19 protein-coding genes and 4 tRNA genes are annotated in these 19,042 nt (G+C 32.7%); 22 read left to right on the top strand and 1 reads right to left on the bottom strand.

The features are described 5' to 3' along the window. The first annotated feature begins 2 nt into the window (after positions 1-2). The 11 genes from B0A58_RS04755 to B0A58_RS04705 all read left to right on the top strand — a co-directional run bounded on the left by B0A58_RS04755 (position 3) and on the right by B0A58_RS04705 (position 11,186). Complete coding sequence (locus B0A58_RS04755) at positions 3-713, top strand: rRNA adenine N-6-methyltransferase family protein (RefSeq protein WP_089080077.1); 711 nt, start codon at positions 3-5, stop codon at positions 711-713. Positions 714-722: 9 nt separating this feature from the next. After that, positions 723-1,619: a glycosyltransferase family 2 protein gene (locus tag B0A58_RS04750; RefSeq protein WP_089080076.1), complete on the top strand. Its 897-nt coding sequence runs from the start codon at positions 723-725 to the stop codon at positions 1,617-1,619. Between the two features lie 46 nt (positions 1,620-1,665). Beyond that, positions 1,666-2,556: a polysaccharide deacetylase family protein gene (locus B0A58_RS04745; protein ID WP_089080075.1), complete on the top strand. Its 891-nt coding sequence runs from the start codon at positions 1,666-1,668 to the stop codon at positions 2,554-2,556. Between the two features lie 54 nt (positions 2,557-2,610). Further along, positions 2,611-3,393 carry a formyltransferase family protein gene (locus tag B0A58_RS04740; protein WP_089080074.1) on the top strand — a complete coding sequence of 261 codons (783 nt, stop codon included), beginning with the start codon at positions 2,611-2,613 and terminating at the stop codon, positions 3,391-3,393. After that, positions 3,390-4,721, top strand: a complete 1,332-nt coding sequence (locus B0A58_RS04735) for an O-antigen ligase family protein (protein WP_089080073.1) — start codon at positions 3,390-3,392, stop codon at positions 4,719-4,721. The genes B0A58_RS04740 and B0A58_RS04735 overlap by 4 nt, the downstream gene beginning before the upstream one ends. Positions 4,722-4,757: 36 nt before the next feature. Beyond that, positions 4,758-5,753: a glycosyltransferase gene (locus B0A58_RS04730; RefSeq protein WP_089080072.1), complete on the top strand. Its 996-nt coding sequence runs from the start codon at positions 4,758-4,760 to the stop codon at positions 5,751-5,753. A 6-nt stretch (positions 5,754-5,759) separates the two neighbouring features. Continuing rightward, positions 5,760-6,872, top strand: a complete 1,113-nt coding sequence (locus B0A58_RS04725) for a glycosyltransferase family 4 protein (RefSeq protein WP_133063070.1) — start codon at positions 5,760-5,762, stop codon at positions 6,870-6,872. Beyond that, complete coding sequence (locus tag B0A58_RS04720) at positions 6,859-7,923, top strand: glycosyltransferase (RefSeq protein ID WP_089080070.1); 1,065 nt, start codon at positions 6,859-6,861, stop codon at positions 7,921-7,923. Before B0A58_RS04725 ends, B0A58_RS04720 begins: the two co-directional genes overlap by 14 nt. A 4-nt stretch (positions 7,924-7,927) precedes the next feature. Then, entirely contained in the window at positions 7,928-9,076 is a 1,149-nt protein-coding gene (locus B0A58_RS04715; RefSeq protein ID WP_089080069.1) for a glycosyltransferase family 4 protein, read from the top strand. Positions 9,077-9,156: 80 nt separating this feature from the next. After that, positions 9,157-10,500 (top strand): hypothetical protein, encoded by a 1,344-nt coding sequence (locus tag B0A58_RS04710; protein ID WP_089080068.1) that lies wholly within the window; start codon positions 9,157-9,159, stop codon positions 10,498-10,500. A 245-nt stretch (positions 10,501-10,745) separates the two neighbouring features. Beyond that, the gene (locus B0A58_RS04705) at positions 10,746-11,186 is read left to right on the top strand and encodes an RDD family protein (RefSeq protein WP_089080067.1); all 441 of its coding nucleotides are present in this window, start codon (positions 10,746-10,748) and stop codon (positions 11,184-11,186) included. Between the two features lie 204 nt (positions 11,187-11,390). On the opposite strand, the gene B0A58_RS04700 is transcribed toward B0A58_RS04705, so the two are convergent. After that, the gene (locus tag B0A58_RS04700) at positions 11,391-13,523 is read right to left on the bottom strand and encodes a S9 family peptidase (RefSeq protein ID WP_089080066.1); all 2,133 of its coding nucleotides are present in this window, start codon (positions 13,521-13,523) and stop codon (positions 11,391-11,393) included. A gap of 513 nt (positions 13,524-14,036) precedes the next feature. On the opposite strand from B0A58_RS04700, the gene B0A58_RS04695 reads away from it, so the two are divergent. The 11 genes from B0A58_RS04695 (at position 14,037) to rplA (ending at position 19,022) form a co-directional block, all read left to right on the top strand. Next, positions 14,037-14,933, top strand: a complete 897-nt coding sequence (locus B0A58_RS04695; RefSeq protein ID WP_089080130.1) for a tyrosine-type recombinase/integrase — start codon at positions 14,037-14,039, stop codon at positions 14,931-14,933. A 36-nt stretch (positions 14,934-14,969) separates the two neighbouring features. Continuing rightward, the gene (gene hpf / locus B0A58_RS04690) at positions 14,970-15,263 is read left to right on the top strand and encodes a ribosome hibernation-promoting factor, HPF/YfiA family (RefSeq protein WP_014083366.1); all 294 of its coding nucleotides are present in this window, start codon (positions 14,970-14,972) and stop codon (positions 15,261-15,263) included. A gap of 100 nt (positions 15,264-15,363) precedes the next feature. Further along, positions 15,364-15,437, top strand: a tRNA-Thr gene (locus B0A58_RS04685). A gap of 21 nt (positions 15,438-15,458) precedes the next feature. Next, a tRNA-Tyr gene (locus B0A58_RS04680) sits at positions 15,459-15,539 on the top strand. Between the two features lie 76 nt (positions 15,540-15,615). After that, a tRNA-Thr gene (locus tag B0A58_RS04675) sits at positions 15,616-15,687 on the top strand. A 53-nt stretch (positions 15,688-15,740) separates the two neighbouring features. Next, positions 15,741-16,925 carry an elongation factor Tu gene (gene tuf, locus B0A58_RS04670; protein WP_014083367.1) on the top strand — a complete coding sequence of 395 codons (1,185 nt, stop codon included), beginning with the start codon at positions 15,741-15,743 and terminating at the stop codon, positions 16,923-16,925. A gap of 48 nt (positions 16,926-16,973) precedes the next feature. Continuing rightward, positions 16,974-17,044, top strand: a tRNA-Trp gene (locus B0A58_RS04665). A gap of 15 nt (positions 17,045-17,059) precedes the next feature. Beyond that, on the top strand, positions 17,060-17,257 hold the full coding sequence (gene secE / locus B0A58_RS04660; protein WP_014083368.1) for a preprotein translocase subunit SecE: 198 nt from the start codon (positions 17,060-17,062) through the stop codon (positions 17,255-17,257). 7 nt (positions 17,258-17,264) lie between these two features. Continuing rightward, positions 17,265-17,816 (top strand): transcription termination/antitermination protein NusG, encoded by a 552-nt coding sequence (gene nusG, locus B0A58_RS04655; RefSeq protein WP_014083369.1) that lies wholly within the window; start codon positions 17,265-17,267, stop codon positions 17,814-17,816. Between the two features lie 65 nt (positions 17,817-17,881). Beyond that, positions 17,882-18,319 carry a 50S ribosomal protein L11 gene (rplK, locus tag B0A58_RS04650; protein WP_014083370.1) on the top strand — a complete coding sequence of 146 codons (438 nt, stop codon included), beginning with the start codon at positions 17,882-17,884 and terminating at the stop codon, positions 18,317-18,319. Positions 18,320-18,332: 13 nt separating this feature from the next. Beyond that, complete coding sequence (gene rplA / locus B0A58_RS04645; protein ID WP_014083371.1) at positions 18,333-19,022, top strand: 50S ribosomal protein L1; 690 nt, start codon at positions 18,333-18,335, stop codon at positions 19,020-19,022. Positions 19,023-19,042 lie beyond the last annotated feature (20 nt).

Raw genomic sequence — 19,042 nt, 5'->3', positions numbered from 1 at the left:
CAATGTCATACTGGGAAGATTTTTGGAAAGATTATAGAAAAAAAGACATAAAAAATGAGGATGATTTGTTTTATCAAGTAGGTAAAACATTTCAAAAAATGCCCATTTCGGCTCATGCATTTGATAAAATAATTAACGATATTATCGTATCTTTGCAACTTGAAAAAGAGGATGTATTGATGGAAATTTGTTGTGGCAATGGCTTAATAACCAAAAAATTATCAGAAAAATGTAAAAATATATATGCATTTGATTTTACAGAACATTTAATTGCAACTGCCCAAGAATTTAAATCGGCAGACAATATTGTTTATAAAACGGGTAATGCTAAAGAAAATTTTTTCAATTTGTTTGATTTCAAAAACAAACCTAACAAATTTTTATTAAATGATTCGTTGGCCTATTTTGAGCCCTTTGAATTACATGCCATGATCGATTGCATTCAAAAACAAAATAGTGATTTTGTGTTTTATGTTACCAACATCCCTTCGGACGAACGTAAATATCATTTTTATAACACGCCAGAAAGGGTACAATTTTATGAAGAAAAACAAAGACAAGGCGATATTTCAAATAACGGAATGGGAAGATGGTGGACAGAACAAGAGTTAATAACAATAGCAAATGATTTGAATATTTCGTATAAAATACAAATACCAGATACAGAAATAACTAATTTTAGAATTAATATTTTATTTTATTCTGATAAATAAATAGCCCAAATGAAATTAAGCGTCAGCATGATAACCTACGGTCAAGAAGCTTTTATAGCCCAAGCTATAAATAGTGTTTTGATGCAAAAATGTAATTTTGACTTTGAACTCATTATTTCCAATGATTGTTCTCCAGATAATACCGATGCAATAATTAATGAAATTATTGCAACACACCCTCAAGGACATAAAATACAATACCACCAACATCAAAATAATATAGGTGCCATACCCAATTTTATATTTTCTATAGAAGCCGCAAAAGGACAATATGTAGCCATTTGCGAAGGCGATGATTACTGGACTGATCCATTAAAATTACAAAAACAAGTCGATTTTTTAGATCAAAATCCAGATTATGCTTTGTGTTTTCATCAAGGAACATCTTATTATCAAAATTCCAAAAAAACCGAAGATTTTATATCTAACAAAAATGTTTTAAACGACAAGGTTACACCTATAGAAATTATCAAAACAGGTGGTAATCTTTGTCCAACAGATGCTATAGTTTACCGCAATTATTTTGAAAAATTTCCCAAATTTTTTTACGAAACCCAATCAGGAGATCGGGCATTAGCGCTTTTATTGATGCTTAAAGGAAAATTCAAATTCATCAACGAAAACATGTCGGTTTACAGAATACACGATGGTGGAATTTCACGAAATTTAAGTACCGAAAAGCTGATTGGATTTAAAGAATCTAATATTCAATTGTTAGAAAATTTTGATGTTTACTCCAATTTTAAATTCCATACTATTATTCAAGATGAAATTTCAAGTCAGGTTCGAAATATCATAATATACAATTCCTCCTATTTATGGAACCCCCAATATCTTAAAAAAATAAAAATCAAACATTTGATTTTGGCAATAGGACGATTGTTTATCAATATTTTCAAATCATAATTCAGAGGGTTACAAAAGGATTTTAACAACTTCAAAAGCTACAACAATGATGAAATTTGCCCAAAATTACACTGATGTTCTGACAAGAAAACCTAAAAATTTTAGAGATATTGCTCGAGATATTGCGTTGGATTCTTTATATCTTTTAGAAAACCTCAAAGGATACGAACATAATTTGAATAAGCCAAGGGTACAAATGTTGTATTTTCATCATATTTTTAATGATGAAGAAAAAAAATTTGATAATATTTTGAAAAAATTATCCAAAAACCATACTTTTATTTCTTATTCCGAAGCCGTAAATAGAATTTTAACAAACAATATCGACAAGCCTTATATAGCTTTTAGTTCAGACGATGGGTTGAAAAACAATTTGAAAGCTGCCGAAATTTTGAATGAATACGATGCGTCCTGTTGTTTTTTTATTAATACCGATTTGATTGAAGAGTCTAATTTTGATATCCTCAAACACTATTGTCATACTCGAATAGATTTTCCACCAGCCGAAATGCTAACTTGGAAAGAAGTAGCAATATTACAAAATCAAGGGCACGAAATTGGATCGCACACCCTAAATCATATAAATATTGCTCAAACAGCTGCAGCTCAAATTCAAGAAGACATGCACAAAACATTTGAAATTTTAAAAAATAAATGTGGTAATGTCAAACATTTTGCTTATCCTTATGGGCGGTTCTTTCATTTTTCGGAAATAGGCCGACAAGCTGTTTTTGAGGCAGGGTTTCAATCTTGTGCTACTGCCGAAAGAGGGTGTCACATCAATGGGCAAACACCAATAGAAAAAAATAATTTGGCTATCAGGCGAGATCAATTGATTGCACATTGGAAATGGGAGCATATTTATTATTTTTTAATAAACAATAGTAAAAAAGCGGGTTTATTGGATCCTTATTTTCCATATTCTGTTCAAAGTTAATGTAACAGGTACAGGCAGAGCTAAATATATTTTTAATTTGAAAAGTATAAAAAAATGAAAATCATTATATTAACAAGTAGTACTACAGGTGTGGCAGCACATCATCTTCCGTATTTGCTAGAACATCAAGAAATTGATGTGGCTATGGTTGTTGTTAGTAAAGGGATTTTACAAAAAAAACAATCTTTTTTTAAAAATAAATTAAAAAAGATTTTCAAAATAGGTATTTTGGGTAGCATTAATGGATTACGTATGCGAAAATGGTATAGCTCAAATACTCAAAAATACCATAAAATCATACCATTAGATGTGTTTTGTAAAGCTAAAAACATCCCGTTTTTTGAAGTAGAGGTAACCAATTCTGAACAAACCATGCAATTGTTTCGCAATTCTGGAGCTGATTTAGGCATTAGCTTAGGTAATGGATTTATTAGCAAAAGGGTTTTTTCGATACCTCGATTTGGCATGATCAATATCCATCATGAAATACTGCCCGATTATCAAAATGCTCAAAGTGTGATTTGGCAAATTTATAATCGTTCCAAAAATTCTGGTTTTACGATTCATCAAATCGATTCCAAAATAGATACAGGGGCCATTATTTATCAAGAAAAAGTACCTATAATATTCAAGTCAAGTCTAAAAGATACAGTAACCAATACATTGTGCGAAATCGAAAATAAATCGGCCTTAGGATTGTTGAAAGTACTGAAAAATTTTGACTATTATTTCAATAACAAAACCCCACAAGGTGCTGGAAATCATTATACAACACCATCTATTAGGCAATATTTTGTTATTTATAAAAATTATTTACAATTGAAAAAATCAGAATGAAGAAAAAAATATTTTTAATCTTACTCTCAATAGTCCTTTTATTCACGGATATTAACAAAATTGCCATCCCATATTTAGGATTGGTTATGGTATATATGTATTATAAGTTTTACAACAAACAATATAATGAAATCGTATTGGCTCTGACTTTTTTTGGATATTCTTTTTTTATATTGTTGAATAAAGTTACAGGGTTACCAAATATCGGATTAATTTTTGCCATGTTGTTAGCTGTTTTTTTAATCAGATTGATGACGGGGTGGGAACCAGCCAAGAAATTAAAATTAGCTATTTTTCCTTATAATTTGATGTTGTATGCCTTTTTCGGACTGATATTATTTGCCATGACCAAAACCGAATTAGGTGATTATCAGGTGTTTAAAATACAATTATGTATAACTTGGGCCGCTATTTTATTTGCTTCCTTACATTGTTATGACGACCACATCAACCATTTTAATTTTGAAGAATTTTTAATTATTTCTTTTTATCTTTTTGTACCACAATTTACTTTGGCCGCAGATGATGGTGGCGTCAGTTTATCACCAATACAAACATGGCGAACCTATTCTGTATTAGATGATGGTATTCGAGGGCATGAATATGATATTATTACAGCAACACGAATTGCAGGAATTGGGATGTTGGCTTTTTTATGTCATTTGTTAGATTTTTCTGTAAAAAAAATATATTTATTTTTCTTAATGTCCTTTTTTGTTATTGTAATGATTATTTGTCAAACCCGACAATCTTTGGCTGCAATCATTATTCCGATATTGATTTTGTTGTATTTTAATTTTTTCAAACAGCAAAAATCCAATTTCAATACCTTTATAGGAATAGTGTTGGTATTGGCTTCCGTTACTTATTATTTGAATTATTTGAATGCCAATAATGTAGAATCCAGATTGGTTGAAAACGCTGATGGAGATAGCGAAGAAGGTACGGGACGTGAAGAAATTTATGCCGCAGCAAAAGCCTATATTGCAGAAAACCCTACTAATATTGGTTTTGGAAACTATGTAAGTGTAGTTGGCGGGGCAGATTATCCACATAACATATTTCTGGAAATCATGCTTGAAGAAGGGTATGTGGCGGTTTTAGTTTTGATTTGTATAGTTGGTTTTATTTTTATAGAAGTATTTAAGCTTATTATATCCCCGCAAAGCCCAGGAAAACTAGAACTATTTGCCATTTTGGCCACACTATATTTTCTTGGTCTAGCACAATTTAGTGTTGATATTGCTCGAAATCAAACATTCTTTTATACTTTTGCTTTATTTTTATCATTGAAAAACAAGAGATTAAAAGAATTAGCCTTAAACTAAAAAGCTCCAATTTTTTAAATTTAAATTAATATCATAATGAAACCTACGATTTATGTATATGGATTATGCGATGTGTTCTACGATGCTTATTACATCAAAGGATTGACCGATTATTTTGGTAATATTAAAATTATTTTCAATGTAGATAAATTTCCTGATTTTAATCAAGAAGTTTTTGCTGCCATCATTTTAGATCATGGAAAAGAGACAAAGTTTATTATTGATTCAAGAGATCAAAATGATATTTTGGATCAAGAACTCCAATGGTGTGATGTATATGGAAAAGTGAATTACAATGTTGAAGCATTACCTAAAGTAAACACACACAAAATTCTTCCTATTGGCCCAAGTTTTGGTATAAAAATATGGAATATACCCCAAACTATATTTTATGCTGTAATGAATTTTGTTAAATTTTACCCCAAAATTACTAAAAAAAGAAAGTTTTTAGCTAATTATAAGGCTCAAACAACCCGATTCAAACTAGAAGATTACACTAATGATTTTGAAGTAAAACCAAAATATATTTATTTTACTGGTTCTACTTGGAAATTTGATTATGAAACCAATGCCAATAGAGCAAAGTTTGTAGAAGTTTGCAAATCTTTACCCGAAATTGAATTTGAAGGCGGTTTAGCACCTCGAAACGATAATTTTGACACGGGATTTAAACATTTGGAAATAAAAAAAAGAGTGCCACTTGAGGTGTATATGCAAAAAATCAAACAAACTACCCTTACATTTAATACACCAGCTGTACTAAAATGTCATGGTTGGAAATTAGGTGAGTTTTTAGCTCTAGGCGAAGTCATCCTCTCAACGCCACATGTCAATGTGTTGCCTGCTCCTTTGATTGATCATGTACATATTTTATATGTTCATGACGAAAATGACATGAAAAACACCATTTTGAAAATCATCAACGATGAGCATTTACGAAAAAAAATTCAGGCCAATGCCAAAGCTTATTTTGATGAATATTTAGCCCCACATCAAGTAATTAAACGAATGTATGCTTTAAATAATAAATAATCGATTGTGGAAAAAAGTATTAAAACTCCCGTTTTCTGCCCCATGATAACCCAAAAAGATATTGGTGGCGGTATCAAATCTACTATTGCTTTGATGAATGGATTGGCACATCAAAATCATGTTGTTACGGTGTTAGTACCCCAAAATTGTGAGTATTTATCAAAATTTGATCCTTCAATTCAGGTGCTTTATTTTAACGAAGACCCTCATATTTCATTGGCAAAACCCTTAAAGTACCTTCGATTGTGTAGGTTTACCAAAAAAACATTTAAAACCTTACCTTATAACACTTTGTATCTTTGTTCTGATAGACCAGCTTTGATGTTGGCGTTATTTTTACAAAATACAGACTATATTATGTATATTTCAAGAGGTTGGTTTTATACCAATTGGTCTGCTCGTTTTTTACGATTTTTCTTGTTTTCAAAAGTTTCAAAATTTGTAGGTATATCAGACAAGCAAGCCAATCTCATGAAACAATACAACCAACAAAAAGAAAGGGTTTTTTTGATTCAAAATGGCATCCAAATTCCTAATCACCAATTTAATACTTTCGACAAAGCCGAAATCAATCTGACAACGATTGGTGGAATTTGTAACCGCAAAAATCAAATGCAATGTTTAGAGTTGATGATTTTGCTCATAAAAGCACAATTTAAAGTCAAGTTGCATATTTTTGGCACTACTTTTACTCCTATAGACGAAGCCTATTTACAAACGTTACAACATTTTATAGCTCAAAATCAATTGCAGGAATATGTGTTTTTTAAGGGGCATGAAACCAATTTTGATGTTATTTATAGTAATTCAGATATAGTTATATCGGCAGCTACCGAAGAAGGTTTTGGTAGAACTATCATAGAATCAATGAGTTATGGTGTGCCTGTAGTTGCAAACGCATTAGCTGGTGGCCCCTCAACCATTATTACCCATGAAGTTAATGGTTTGCTTTTTGACAGTTCCACTTCTGATTTGTTTGATAAAGTTACTTGGTTAATTCAAAAGGGTTCATTAAGAAAAACAATGATTCAAAATGCTTTAACGCATGTACAAAACCATTATACAGAAGACATTATGGCTCAAAATTATTCTAATTTAATTGAAAATGGAACACGCTAAAATCAAAATTTTATACCTTTACGCCGAAGTTATGAGTTATAATGTTTCGGTTTTTAGAGAGTATGTTCAAAACAACAACGCCGAAGTTCATGTTGTTCAATGGGATAAACAAAAAAAAACTCCTTATAAAGCACCTGAAATGCAAGGTGTTACTTATTATAATAAATCAAATTTTACTGAAAAATCTTTATTTGATTTGGCACAAAATTTAAAGCCCCATATTGTTGTTACTTCAGGTTGGATGGATAAAATGTATGTTAGAACTTGCATAAAAATCAGAAAATTAAACATTCCTGTGGTAGCAGTGTCTGATACTCAATACTATAACTCTTTGAGACAAAATTTGGGACGCATTTATTTTAAATTTTTTTATAAAAAAGCTTTCTCTCATTTATGGGTAGCGGGTGCTTATCAATATGAATATGCAAAAAAATTAGGTTATCAAAACAATCAAATTATATTCAATTTTTTGTCTGGCGATTTGTCTATTTTTAATCCCATTTTTAAAAATACCATAAACGATAAAACCAAAAAATACCCGCACCAGTTTTTTTATGCTGGCCGATTTGCTTCGGAAAAAGGCTTGGATACCTTGCTACAAGCATGGCAAAATATAACCCATAAAAAGGATTGGACTTTGTGCTTAGTTGGTAATGGCCCCTTACAAAACCAGTTGAATATGATTCCAAATGTCAAGGTATTAGACTTTGTTCAAACCCACGAGTTTCAAGATTTGGTTGCCAATTCGGGTTGCTTTGTGTTGCCCTCCAAAATGGAACCTTGGGCATTAGTGCTTCATGAGTTTACTGCTGCAGGATTGCCTATAATTTGTTCAGACGCTTGTGGTGCAGCTCCTACTTTTGTTGTATCGGGTTACAATGGATATGTGTTTGAGGCTGGAAATGCTTTGGATTTGCAACATAAAATGCAAAAAATAATAGCGGCTTCTGATGATACTTTATTAGAAATGTCAAAAATTTCACATAAATTAGGTCAACGCATCGACCCAGAAACCATTGCCAAAAACTCTTTATCTATTTTAATTCAATAACATCATGATTTTAGGTATAGACGCTTCAAACATTAGGGCTGGTGGTGGTTTAACACATTTGAAAGCCATTCTTGAAAACGGAAATCCTATCAATCAAGGGTTTACGAAGGTAATTGTTTGGTCCAATAATCAAACTTTACAACAACTTCCAACTGTTGATTGGTTGGAAAAACAATCGCATCCACACTTGAATAAATCATCAATTTGGTGTTTTTTCTTTCAAATATTTTATTTAAAAACCATTGCTGCACAAAATAAATGTAGCGTTATTTTTGCTCCAGGTGGCACTTTTGTTAGTACTTTTTCGCCTTTCGTAACCATGTCTCAAAACATGTTACCGTTTGAATATCAGGAATCTAAACATTATAATTTTGCCATGCGAGTGCGTTTGTTTATTTTGTTTTTTACCCAATCTTTTAGCTTCAAACGGGCAAGTGGTATGATTTTCTTAACTCAATATGCTCAAAATTTTATCTCTCAAAAAATTAAAATTCAATCAAATAAAACCATAAAAATACCTCATGGTGTAAGTGCTCAATTTCAATTGGCTCCACGTATTCAAAGACCTGCTTCCGATTTCAATTCGCATCATTTGTTTGAATTTTTATACGTTTCTTATGTAACGATCTACAAACATCATTGGAATATTGCACAAGCTGTTTGCGAGTTGCACCAAGAGGGATACCCCATCAAAGTAACACTAATTGGTAGCACACTGGATAGTTTTGAAAAAGTACAAAACGTATTGAATAATTTTTCAAATGCTTCAGAATGTGTAACTTACATTCCAGGATTGCCCCATCAGCAACTTATTCAACATTACCATCAGGCCAATGCTTTTGTATTTGGTTCCAGTTGCGAAAACATGCCCATTATTTTGATAGAAGCCATGAGTGCTGGTTTGCCCATTATTTCGTCTAATGCTGGGCCAATGCCAGAAGTATTGGGCGATGCTGGCTTGTATTTTAATCCAAGACAAGTATCAGAAATCAAAGAAGCGATGGTACAAATATTTGAAAATCAAAATCTTAGAATACAATTGAGTCAAAAATCATTTGCCAAAACATTAGATTATACTTGGCAAAATTGTGCCAACAATACATTTCAATTTTTGTATCAAGTGGCTCAAAAAAATGAAACAAAAAAACAGTAAAAAATAAAAATTAATTCAATATTGATATGCTAATGGCCGTTTCAGATCAATCACTTTGGACCAATATTTTACGTTTCAAAATGGATAACCCACCTGGAAAATATGATTTTTCTATTCGATTAGCTGCGGAAAACCATTGGACTGCTCATTTTACCGAACAGGCTATTTTAGAATATAAAAAATTCATGTATTTGGCCGCTACGTCAAACGAAATGGTTTCACCATCGCCCATTGTAGATTTGGTTTGGCACCAACATTTAATTTTTACCAATTCATACACAGCTTTGTGTTCTATTTTAGGAAAAAACATACAGCATTTACCTTCAACCCATAACGATTTAGAATTTGAAAAATTCAAAGTAGCTAAAGAACACACACAAATTGTCTACGAACAAAATTTTGGCATACAACCCAAAGCCATTTGGCATTACGGAAGCATGTTCGACAGTTTAGCACTCAACAAAGCAGCTACCCATCTTCGATCACTTATAATCATTGGTTTTGTGGTGTTTACAGTCTTAATTTACGCTGCTTATGTACTTCTAAAACCACTTTATACCCAGTGCAACAACCCTTATTTCCTTCTTGTTTTAGTACTATTGAGTTTTTTTTGTTTATGGTTTTTGGAAATCTACAACGAAAAAAAAGGTAAAGCACTGTTACAAAATATTGATACATCTAGCTTTATATTTAATTTAAGCCCAGCCGAATTGATTTATTTAAAATACCAAAACATCCAAGAGGTCATTCAATCCACGGTTGGCGAAATGATTCATGAGCAAATGATTGTAATCAAAGACAAACTAGTTTTTGAAAATAACGATAGTATTAAAGTAAAAAATAAAACACAGCGGCAAGTTCGACAAGAATTAAAAGATTTAAAATCAGCCTATTACCCGCTTTTTCTTAAAAAACTTACCTCCTTAAACATATTTATAAACACGGCTACAACAATCGACGCACTGAATAAATATATACTAAAATCCAAAAAATTTCATCAAACATTCAAAGTCAATTTTATAGTTTTAATGCTATTATTCCTGTTTGGTTTCATACGATTGTGTATGGGTATTAATTTAGACAAACCCATTTTATGGATATTAATTTATAATATTGTACTCATAGTCGTAATTTATTTATATTTAAAAAGATTAACTTTATTTTTTACAAAAAAAGTACTACCAGAATATTATAGACAAGATATTTTATCCAGTCAAAATTTAAAAAACAACTGGGGTTATATGTATTTTATTTCAGGATTAGTAGCAATGCCCGTAGCATTTGGTTCAATTGTCAAGTACAATCAGAACATCGCTCAAAACCAAAATAGCTCATCATGTGGTAGCAGTTGTGGCTCATCGTGCGGCAGTAGTTGCGGTTCGTCCTGTGGCAGCAGTTGTGGTGGTTGTGGCGGCGGCGATTAATTGGGTAGTTCAAGTTTGTTTAATTGTTTGTGTATTAAATAGTTACTTCTGCATTTTGTTTAAATTTTTTTCATATTATTTGTATGTAACAATTTATTATAATAACTTACTAATTGTATTTCAATTTATGGATTAGTTTTTATATTGTATAAAATTTTTTATTTTATAAAAACCTAAAAGTTGCTTTTACTAATTGAATCTAGCGTATAATATTTCTCAAATTGCATAAATTATATATCACAATTATGGAAAATACAATTATCATAAACGAGGAGCTAATGGCTTCAAAATCAAGAAGGTTTTTAGCATTTGCTATAGACTATTTATTCATTCAATCACTTTATTTTTCCTACGTTTATTTTATTGAAAATACAACTTTTTGGGATTATTTAGATAAAGATTTCGATATTTTCGACGTTTTAACGGGTTGTGTCATTGTATTAGTATATGCTGCTGTTGTTTACCCCATTTTTTCTGGAAATTTAGGGCATCGTATTATGGGAATAAAAGTAGTAAACTTTGATGGAAAATCTAATTTTAACAAGTTCTATGAAGGCGCTTTTCGAGAGTTTATTAAAGATATTTGTATTGTGCTCATTTTTCCAAATTTATGGATTTTATTCGACAAAAATAATCAAAATAGCTATGACAAACTTTTCAAGACAATTGTAATAAAAAGAATTTAATGGCTATCCATTTTTTTCTTTTGGAGCCATTTCCAGCTTTACGTTTCAAGCAAAACAGCAGCAAAGGGTTTTTTGTAAACCACAAAAGGAGCTTCCGCTGGTCGCTCTTTTGTGGCAACAAAAAAATCCCTTTGCTGCCGTTTTGCTTTCCACTTCAATCTGGGCTATTACACCTCGTTTTCAATTGGTCAAACGAATGGAGGTTTATTTATTATGATCTATTACATATTGCAACACTTTAGTCATCAAATGCACCCTATCTTTGCCCATAACATTGTGTTTGTGCATGGGGTAAGCAAAAAAATCAACTTGTTTTTGGGCTTCAATACATTTTTTTAGCAATCCAAAATTATGTTGCATCACTACAACATCATCACTCGTGCCATGAATCAGCAACAGTTTGCCTTTCAAATTGTTTACGGCATTCAAAGTGTTCGATTGGTCATATCCTGTTGGGTTTTCAGTTGGTGTGTCCATATACCGCTCGCCATACATGGCTTCGTACCATTTCCAGTCGGTAACTGGGCCACCCGCAACTCCCACATTAAACACCCCCGATTTTTTAAGCATGAGCGAGGTAGTCATAAAACCCCCAAAACTCCAACCATGAACCGCCAATCGACGAGCATCTACATAAGGCAACGATTTTAAATATGTAACTCCTTGCATTTGATCGGCAATTTCGTTGTTGCCCAACTGGCGATGGATCACACTTTCAAATGCCAATCCTCTGTTGTCAGACCCTCTATTGTCAATAGTAAAAACCAAATATCCTTGCTCTGCCATCCAATACATCCACAAACTGGCACCATCTAAATAAGAGTTGGTAATCATTTGAGCATGTGGCCCTCCATAAACATATACCAAAACAGGATATTTTTTTTCAGGATCAAAAAAACTTGGCTTGATCAATCGGGTGTACAAATCGGTGGTGCCATCGGCCGCCTTGATGGTTTTTATTTCGGCCGAACCCATAACATAATCGGCATATTTATTGGGACTTACTAACAGCGTAGTTGCTTGGTTCTTACTGTCATATAACACAGATTTTGAAGGGGTATTGTGGTTTGAATACTCATCAAATATCCAATGCCCATCATCTGCTATTGCTACTTGATGCTGGCCTTCATCTTTCGTAATTAACTTTTGATGGCCTTTCAAATCAACACTATACAAAAGCATATTGGTAGGGTTTGGCCCCGTAGCATAAAAATAAATCATATCGCCTTTTGCATTGTTTCCAACGATAGACTTGGCAACAAAAGCATTCTGTGTAAGTTGCTTGATCAATTGCCCATTGATACTGTAATAATACAAATTCTGATAACCATCTTGCTCGCTCATCCATACAAAATGTTCCGCATCTTGATTGATAAAATAAGCCTCATGTTCGGGTTCTACCCATGTGTTTCGGGTTTCTTGAACAATAGTTCTTACAAAACGGCCTGTTGCAGCTTCATACAAATTCAAGTTCATATTGTTTTGTTCTCGATTCAGTTCGGCTATCAAAATCCATTTATCGTCTGGACTCCATGACACATTGGTCAAATAATCGTCGGCTTTGCCTCGAGGTGCTATAAATACGGTTTTTTGAGTAGCAAAATGATATATACCTACTTTAGGTTTTTCAGAGGCTTGTCCTGCCATTGGATATTTGATAGACTTTAATTGACCTGGCGTTTCATTAATATCCAACAAAGGATAATCGGCTACTTGAGATTCATCTTTTTGATAAAATGCCAAATACTGCGATTTTGGAGACCAAAAAATACCCCCCGAAATCCCAAATTCATTACGGGCTATGCTTTGTCCAGATACAATTGCAGGATTATTTTCGGATGTAATGCTAATTTTTTCATTTGCCTGATTCATGACATATACATTGTTGTTTTCCGTAAAAGCCAACATACTTTTACCAATATTCCATGTAGCATTTTCGGCTTTTTCGCTCAATTCTAATCGTTTTTTACCCGTTTGATTTTGTAGCGAATATTCGTAATATTGATTGTTATCGGCTATTAAAACCGTTTGAGCATCTACCCATTGCAGGTTGTTGAGCATTTTCAAACTTGTACCCAATGCCGCATTAATTGTAGTAACATTTGTCCATTCTGTAGCCGTTTTGTTTCCAGCTATTGCCCAGTGCATTTTACTGTAATTGTCTGTAAAATACACATACTTGTTGCTGCCTGGCACCCATTGAAATCCAGCTAATTTTTCGGCTCTAAAGGCTCTGTTTTGCTGCATTACAGCTTCGTCCAAACTTATTGTTTTTTTTTGAGCCAATAACATAATTGGCGTCAAAAAAATGATACAAAAAAATTGTTTTAAATTCATACTTCTCTTTTTTTGAGTTTACGAACAAATATAAACATTTTTGAATAAACAGGATGATATTTTTTTTAAACTTTATACCTATAATATATTAAGTAGGTATAAATTATAAATAACAATCAATGTCGTTGAGTTTAACATTAATTCGTATCAATCATCTTTTTGAAAGTTTTAAACTTTGCCAAAGCGAAGTGCAATAATTATTATATCACGGTGAACTAAACGACAATGAAATGACGATATAAAATACAAATTAAATATAAAATGTACTTTATATCTTATTTAAAAATGAAATGTTTTGTTGAAAAATAGAGTGTTAATAATTTTTATTAAAACCTATTTTTATAATAGCTGCCTTAGTTCATAGTAATTCAATTGAAAGTTTTGAGTATAAGAGTAGCACGAGTACATATTAATTATTTCTTAAAATGGTTTACTAATTTAAAATAAAGTACGATATTGCAACAAAATTGTATTGTAAAACACATTCATCCTAATATTTTAAATTATCCCATGATGCGTCAAAACCTAGAAGCCTTTGAAAAATACTTGTTATTGGAAAAAAAATATTCACTACATACGGTAAAAGCCTATATAGATGATATCAAAACATTTCAAAACTTTGTATTGACGACATTTGAAGAGGCAACATTAGAGCAAATCAATTACAATCAAATCCGAACTTGGATTGTAACTTTGGTCGATAAAGGGCTTTCAAGTAGGTCTGTAAACCGAAAAATGAGCTCTTTGAAGGCGTTTTATAGATTTTTAATGAAAATTGGGCAGATTTTAGAAGACCCATTTATAAAACACAGGGCTTTAAAAACACCAAAAAAAATACAAATACCTTTTTCAGAACAGGAAATGACAAAAGTATTAAGTGAAAACATTTACACTATTGATTTTGAAGGAGTTAGAAATCAATTAATTATAGATTTGTTGTACACAACTGGAATGAGAAGGTCGGAATTAATAAGTTTAGAATTACAAAATGTTAATTTGCATCAAGAAATATTAAAAGTAAAAGGAAAAAGAAATAAAGAAAGGCTCATACCAATATTGCCAATAATTAAAAAAGAAATAGAAAAATATTTAGCGGAAAGGTCTAATTTAGAGGTAATTAAGGATAAAGACTATTTTTTTTTATTAAAAAATGGAAATAAATTGAATGAAACATTTGTATATCGATTAATAAATGATTACTTTAGTCTTGTCTCTGCGAAGGTAAAAAAGAGTCCGCACATGATACGGCATACATTTGCAACACATTTACTCAACAATGGGGCAACACTCAATTCGGTCAAAGAATTATTAGGACATTCAAGTTTGGCTTCAACACAAGTTTATACACATAATAGTGTAGCAACTCTAAAAAAAGTATATGCAAAAGCCCATCCACGAAGTTTGAAATAATTCAATAAAAAAAGTTTAACAATAAATAATTTAATTATGAAAGTAAATGTTCATGCGGTTAATTTTACGGTTGATAGTAAACTAGTAAGTTTTATTCAGGAAAAAATGAATAAATTAGAGAAGTATTATGATAAAGTTACTACATCTGATGTTTTTTTGAAAGTAGAAAAAACGAGCGAAAAAGAGAATAAAGTAGTTGATATTAAGGTTTTGGTACCAGGTGATGAGTTTTTGGTAAAAAAACAATGTAAAACCTTTGAAGAAGCCGTAGATTTAGCGACAGAATCATTGGAACGATTATTAATCAAAAGGAAAGAAAAAGTTAAATAGTTTTTTTAATCAAAAAAAAGTCAAAAAAAGTTTTGTTTAAAAGACAAAAAGCTATACATTTGCAGTCCGTTAGAAATAGCGGACTTTTTTGTATGTAAATGCCGGTGTAGCTCAGTTGGCTAGAGCAGCTGATTTGTAATCAGCAGGTCGTGGGTTCGAGTCCCTCCATCGGCTCATAAATTTATTGAAAGGTTAGGGGAGATACTCAAGCGGCCAACGAGGGCAGACTGTAAATCTGCTGTGAAAACTTCGCAGGTTCGAATCCTGCTCTCCCCACAAAAAAGGTTAAAAGTTTCAATTTTTAAGTTGTTTATAAACAAGAAATTAAAATAAGAAACAAAAAAACTGTACCGCCGGTGTAGCTCAGGGGTAGAGTGCTTCCTTGGTAAGGAAGAGGTCACGGGTTCAATTCCCGTCATTGGCTCAAGAAAGAAAATTTGAACACTAATAAATAACTAAGATTAAAAATTAAGTAAAATGGCAAAGGAAAATTTTAACCGTAGCAAGCCCCACTTAAACATAGGAACAATTGGGCACGTAGATCACGGAAAAACTACATTAACAGCAGCAATTACAAAAGTATTGTCTGATGCAGGTTATTGTCAAGCAAAATCGTTCGATCAAATTGATAACGCTCCAGAAGAAAAAGAAAGAGGTATTACGATCAACACTTCACACGTTGAGTACGAAACAGCAAACCGTCACTACGCACACGTGGACTGTCCAGGTCACGCGGATTACGTAAAAAACATGGTAACTGGTGCTGCTCAAATGGATGGTGCTATTTTGGTGGTAGCTGCAACAGACGGACCAATGCCACAAACACGTGAGCACATCTTGTTGGGTCGTCAGGTAGGTATTCCAAGAATCGTTGTTTTCATGAACAAAGTGGATATGGTTGATGATGCAGAGTTGTTAGAACTTGTTGAAATGGAAATCAGAGACTTATTGTCTTTCTACGAATATGATGGAGATAATGGACCAGTTGTTCAAGGATCTGCATTAGGAGGATTGAATAATGATCCAGCTTGGGTACCAAAAATTATTGAATTGATGGAAGCTGTTGATGCTTGGATTGAAGAGCCAGAAAGAGATGTTGCAAAACCTTTCTTGATGCCTGTTGAAGACGTATTCTCTATTACTGGTCGTGGAACTGTAGCAACAGGTCGTATCGAAACTGGTGTAGCTAATACTGGAGATCCAGTAGAAATTATTGGTATGGGAGCAGAAAAATTGACTTCTACAATTACAGGAGTTGAAATGTTCCGTAAAATCCTTGATAGAGGTGAAGCAGGAGATAACGTAGGTATTCTTTTGAGAGGTATTCAAAAAGAAGACATCAAAAGAGGTATGGTAATCTGTAAACCAGGTTCTGTAAAACCACACGATCACTTCAAAGCGGAGGTGTATATCTTGAAAAAAGAAGAAGGTGGTCGTCATACACCATTCCACAACAACTACCGTCCACAATTCTATGTACGTACAACAGACGTAACAGGTATCATTACTTTACCTGCAGGTGTAGAGATGGTAATGCCAGGAGATAACTTAACTATCGAAGTTAAATTATTAAGCGAAATTGCATTAAATGTTGGTTTACGTTTTGCAATCCGTGAAGGTGGTAGAACTGTAGGTGCTGGTCAAGTAACAGAAATCCTATAATTAAAATAAATAAACAACCAGTAGCTTTAAAAACTACTGGTTTATTCTACGGGCGTAGTTCAAGGGTAGAATAGCGGTCTCCAAAACCGTTGATGGGGGTTCGAATCCCTCCGCCCGTGCAAATCAAAAGTATTATGGCAAAAGTTGTAAATTATATATCTGAAGCGTTTGAAGAACTTAAAACAAACGTTACCTGGCCATCTTGGTCAGAAGTACAACGACTAACAATTATAGTTGCTGTTTTTTCAGTTACTTTCTCATTAGCTACATGGGGAGTTGATGAAGTATTTGCAAAAACAATAGGTATGTTCTTTAATTGGTTAAAAGCTTAATTTTGTGATGACAGATAATAATGTAAGAAAATGGTATGTAGTTAGAGCTGTTAGCGGACAAGAAAATAAAGTTAAAGCTTATATAGATACCGAAGTAACTCGTCTTGGTATTCAAGATTACGTATCGCAAGTATTGGTACCCTCTGAAAAAGTAGTATCTGTAAAAGATGGTAAAAAAACCACAAAAGAAAAAGTTTATTTCCCTGGATACATTATGATCGAAGCCAATTTAACAGGCGAAATTCCTCATATCATCAAATCTATTACAAGTGTTATTGGGTTTTTAGGTGAAACTAAAAACGGCGATCCTGTACCTTTAAGGTTGTCTGAAGTAAATAGAATGTTAGGCAAAGTGGACGAACTGTCTGTTAGTACAGAGTCTCAACACATTCCATTTACATTTGGTGAAACAGTAAAAGTAATTGATGGACCATTTAATGGTTTTAATGGAACCGTGGAACACATCAATGATGAAAAGCGTAAATTAGAAGTAATGGTAAAAATATTCGGAAGAAAAACACCATTGGAATTGAGTTTTACGCAAGTAGAAAAAGTATAATATTTGTTACACATAATGTCTTCAATAATCGCTTCCATTGATTATTGTTTTTAAATTTTAAAAAAATGGCTAAAGAAATTAGTAAAGTAGTTAAACTACAAGTTAAGGGAGGTGCTGCGAATCCGTCGCCACCGGTTGGACCTGCTTTAGGAGCTGCTGGGGTAAACATCATGGAGTTTTGTAAGCAATTTAATGCTAGAACTCAAGATAAACCTGGCAAAGTATGCCCAGTACAAATTACTGTGTATAAAGACAAATCATTTGATTTTGTTGTAAAAACTCCTCCTGCAGCCGTTCAATTAATGGAAGCTGCAAAGCTTAAATCTGGTTCTGGAGAACCAAATAGAAGAAAAGTAGCTAGTGTTACTTGGGAACAAATTAGAGCAATCGCTGAAGATAAAATGCCAGACTTAAACGCTTTTACAATAGAAAAAGCAATGAGTATGGTTGCTGGAACGGCTAGATCTATGGGTATAACTGTATCAGGAGATGCTCCTTTTTAATTAAAAGAAAGACATGGCAAAATTGACAAAAAAGCAAAAAGAGGCTGCTTCAAAAATTGAAAAGAACAAATTATACACTTTGAAAGATGCAGCAGCATTAATAAAAGTGGTTGCTTCAGCAAAATTTGATGAGTCTGTTGATATCGCAGTACGTTTGGGTGTAGATCCAAGAAAAGCGAATCAAATGGTTAGAGGTGTAGTAGCATTACCACATGGTACTGGAAAAGATGTAAGGGTTTTAGCTCTTGTAACTCCAGATAAAGAAGCTGAAGCAAAAGCTGCTGGGGCGGATTTTGTAGGTTTAGATGACTATTTACAAAAAATAAAAGATGGTTGGACAGATGTTGATGTTATTATCACTATGCCAGCTGTAATGGGTAAATTAGGTCCTTTGGGTCGTATTTTAGGACCAAGAGGTTTGATGCCAAACCCAAAAACAGGTACAGTAACCATGGAAATTGGTAAAGCTGTTCAAGAAGTGAAAGCGGGTAAAATCGACTTTAAAGTTGATAAAACGGGTATCGTACATGCTGGTATTGGAAGAATTTCTTTTGATGCAGACAAAATTGTAGATAACGCTCACGAAATTATTCAAACATTAATCAAACTTAAACCAACTGCCGCTAAAGGAACTTATATCAAAAGTATCCATTTAACTAGCACCATGAGTCCAGCAATTGCTTTGGATCCAAAAGCAGTATAATTTGTAGTTAAAAACTTTTA

Source organism: Flavobacterium branchiophilum NBRC 15030 = ATCC 35035 (assembly GCF_002217205.1).
GTDB lineage: Bacteria > Bacteroidota > Bacteroidia > Flavobacteriales > Flavobacteriaceae > Flavobacterium > Flavobacterium branchiophilum.
The sequence above is the reverse complement of the archived record's forward strand: the minus strand, read 5'-3'. Positions and strand labels throughout refer to the sequence as shown.

What these genes read in the sequence shown, in the direction of transcription:
- B0A58_RS04705 (WP_089080067.1), top strand. Translation starts at nt 10,746, where the DNA reads ATGGAAAATACAATTATCATAAACGAGGAGCTAATGGCTTCAAAATCA.
- hpf (WP_014083366.1), top strand. Translation starts at nt 14,970, where the DNA reads ATGAAAGTAAATGTTCATGCGGTTAATTTTACGGTTGATAGTAAACTA.
- secE (WP_014083368.1), top strand. Translation starts at nt 17,060, where the DNA reads ATGGCAAAAGTTGTAAATTATATATCTGAAGCGTTTGAAGAACTTAAA.
- B0A58_RS04710 (WP_089080068.1), top strand. Translation starts at nt 9,157, where the DNA reads ATGGATAACCCACCTGGAAAATATGATTTTTCTATTCGATTAGCTGCG.
- B0A58_RS04750 (WP_089080076.1), top strand. Translation starts at nt 723, where the DNA reads ATGAAATTAAGCGTCAGCATGATAACCTACGGTCAAGAAGCTTTTATA.
- tuf (WP_014083367.1), top strand. Translation starts at nt 15,741, where the DNA reads ATGGCAAAGGAAAATTTTAACCGTAGCAAGCCCCACTTAAACATAGGA.
- B0A58_RS04720 (WP_089080070.1), top strand. Translation starts at nt 6,859, where the DNA reads ATGGAACACGCTAAAATCAAAATTTTATACCTTTACGCCGAAGTTATG.
- B0A58_RS04695 (WP_089080130.1), top strand. Translation starts at nt 14,037, where the DNA reads ATGCGTCAAAACCTAGAAGCCTTTGAAAAATACTTGTTATTGGAAAAA.
- B0A58_RS04730 (WP_089080072.1), top strand. Translation starts at nt 4,758, where the DNA reads ATGAAACCTACGATTTATGTATATGGATTATGCGATGTGTTCTACGAT.
- rplA (WP_014083371.1), top strand. Translation starts at nt 18,333, where the DNA reads ATGGCAAAATTGACAAAAAAGCAAAAAGAGGCTGCTTCAAAAATTGAA.
- B0A58_RS04735 (WP_089080073.1), top strand. Translation starts at nt 3,390, where the DNA reads ATGAAGAAAAAAATATTTTTAATCTTACTCTCAATAGTCCTTTTATTC.
- rplK (WP_014083370.1), top strand. Translation starts at nt 17,882, where the DNA reads ATGGCTAAAGAAATTAGTAAAGTAGTTAAACTACAAGTTAAGGGAGGT.
- B0A58_RS04715 (WP_089080069.1), top strand. Translation starts at nt 7,928, where the DNA reads ATGATTTTAGGTATAGACGCTTCAAACATTAGGGCTGGTGGTGGTTTA.
- B0A58_RS04755 (WP_089080077.1), top strand. Translation starts at nt 3, where the DNA reads ATGTCATACTGGGAAGATTTTTGGAAAGATTATAGAAAAAAAGACATA.
- nusG (WP_014083369.1), top strand. Translation starts at nt 17,265, where the DNA reads ATGACAGATAATAATGTAAGAAAATGGTATGTAGTTAGAGCTGTTAGC.
- B0A58_RS04745 (WP_089080075.1), top strand. Translation starts at nt 1,666, where the DNA reads ATGATGAAATTTGCCCAAAATTACACTGATGTTCTGACAAGAAAACCT.
- B0A58_RS04740 (WP_089080074.1), top strand. Translation starts at nt 2,611, where the DNA reads ATGAAAATCATTATATTAACAAGTAGTACTACAGGTGTGGCAGCACAT.
- B0A58_RS04700 (WP_089080066.1), bottom strand. Translation starts at nt 13,523, where the DNA reads ATGAATTTAAAACAATTTTTTTGTATCATTTTTTTGACGCCAATTATG.